Origin of the sequence: Kushneria aurantia DSM 21353, from assembly GCF_000382245.1 — a bacterium.
GTDB lineage: Bacteria > Pseudomonadota > Gammaproteobacteria > Pseudomonadales > Halomonadaceae > Kushneria > Kushneria aurantia.
The window spans coordinates 1-1,653 of record NZ_KB907921.1; the positions used below are offsets into that span (position 1 = coordinate 1).

Annotated in this window: 1 protein-coding gene; it reads right to left on the reverse strand. The window is 63.5% G+C overall.

Annotation, left to right across the window (positions count from 1 at the left end):
- Positions 1–44 precede the first annotated feature (44 nt).
- Positions 45–1,561 (reverse strand): IS3 family transposase gene (locus tag H146_RS0118000; protein ID WP_425411329.1). Its coding sequence is split into 2 segments (ribosomal slippage): positions 45–1,124 and positions 1,127–1,561, totalling 1,515 coding nucleotides; the frame shifts between segments, so codons are not numbered across the junction.
- Positions 1,562–1,653: the final 92 nt, after the last annotated feature.

A 1,653-nucleotide genomic window follows, 5' to 3' on the forward strand; every position in this document is an offset into this window, starting at 1 on the left:
CGGAGCCTGTCAACATAGTTGGCACATTAAATGACTTCGGCTCTTTAAAATCCTGCGGCTTGTGGCACCGGGTTCCGCTCGGGATTGAGGTGCACCACATCCGGCAGGCTGAGCTTGCGGATGTCGCCCGACCAGCGCTCCGGGTGACGCTTTTTCGCCGCCTCGAAGACCTCACGACGCTGCGCCAGGATGCCTTTGGCCTCGCCGTTATGGCGCTGGCTCGGTGTGACGTAGCGAAGCGCGCTGTGCCGGTGCTCGTGGTTGTACCACCGGGTAAATTGCTGAACCCACTCCTGAGCCTCGGCCAGAGTGGCGAAGCCGTCGGCGGGAAAGCCCGGCCGGTACTTCAGCGTCTTGAAGGCCGATTCGGCGAAGGCGTTGTCGTTACTCACCCTCGGCCGGCTATACGACGGGGTGATGCCCAGGTCGTAGAGCTTCTCCAGGAAGGTCGCTGCCTTCATCGGACTGCCGTTATCCGAGTGCAGAATCAGGGGCTTGTGACGATCGGTGAGGTGTTCTCGCCAGCAGGCCTTCTGGATCAGCTCGGCGGCCAACCCGCCGGTCTCGCTTTCGTAGACCTCGTGCCCGACGATCCTGCGGCTGAAGACATCCATGATCAGGTACAAATACCACCAGGTACCGCGCGCAGGACCAGGTAACCAACTGATATCCCAGCACCAAAGCTGATTGGGCGCTGCGGCCTGATGTGTCGTCGGCTGCCGCTTTTGCTGCGGGGCCTGCTGACGGCCCCGGGGGTGTTGCTGATCATACTCATGAAGCACTCGGTACATCGTCGACTCCGATGCCAGGTAGCGCCCCCTGTCCGCCTGATCGGCCACGATGAAGGCCGGAGGGCGGCTTCGATATTCCGGGGCGTTGCACAGCGCCACAACCGCCTCTCGCTCCCCGGGAGACAGCTTGTTGGCTGGCGCCGGCCGGTCGGCGTCGGGGCGTCGATCCGCCGCCACCTCGCCCTCGGCGACCCAGCGGTAGTAGGTGCGCACGTGAATGCCCATCACCTGACAGGCCCTGGCCAGCCGAGCACCGTCACGCCGGGCGTCCTGCACCAGGGTGACGATGCGCTGGCGATCCGGGAGGCTGGTCAGTCGTCCTCGTCGTGGGTCGTGCCCCAGATCGCCTCTGCCTTTTTTGACAGCGTCAGTAGTGCCGCCGTCTCGGCGAGTGCCTTGTCCTTGCGGTGCAGTTCACGCTCCAGCTTGCGGAGTCGCTTGTGCTCCGCTTTGCGTGCCTGTCGATGCTGCCCGGCCTGCGCTGCCGCCTCGTCATTGGCATTCATGCAGGCATTCCGCCAGGCCTCCACCTGCTCGGGGTAGAGCCCGCGCTCGCGGCAATAGGCGCTGACTTCGGCCTCGTTCATGGGGGCCGTCTCCAGGACGATCTGGAACTTCTCCTGGCTGGTCCACTGATCGGGCTGGTTGGATCGTGATGGCAAAACCTGTCCTCGTGCTCTGGCCTGTTTCCGCCAATTGTAGAGGGTTGTCGCGGTGATGCCTTCCTGCTCGGCCAGTTCCGGGATGGTCATGCTCATGGGCGGCGCCATCTTCCGGAGGATGGCTTCCTTACGCTCTGCGGGATAACGCACGTTGATCACCTCTCAATCCGCTTGGGTGACAACTACGCTGACGCATAGGG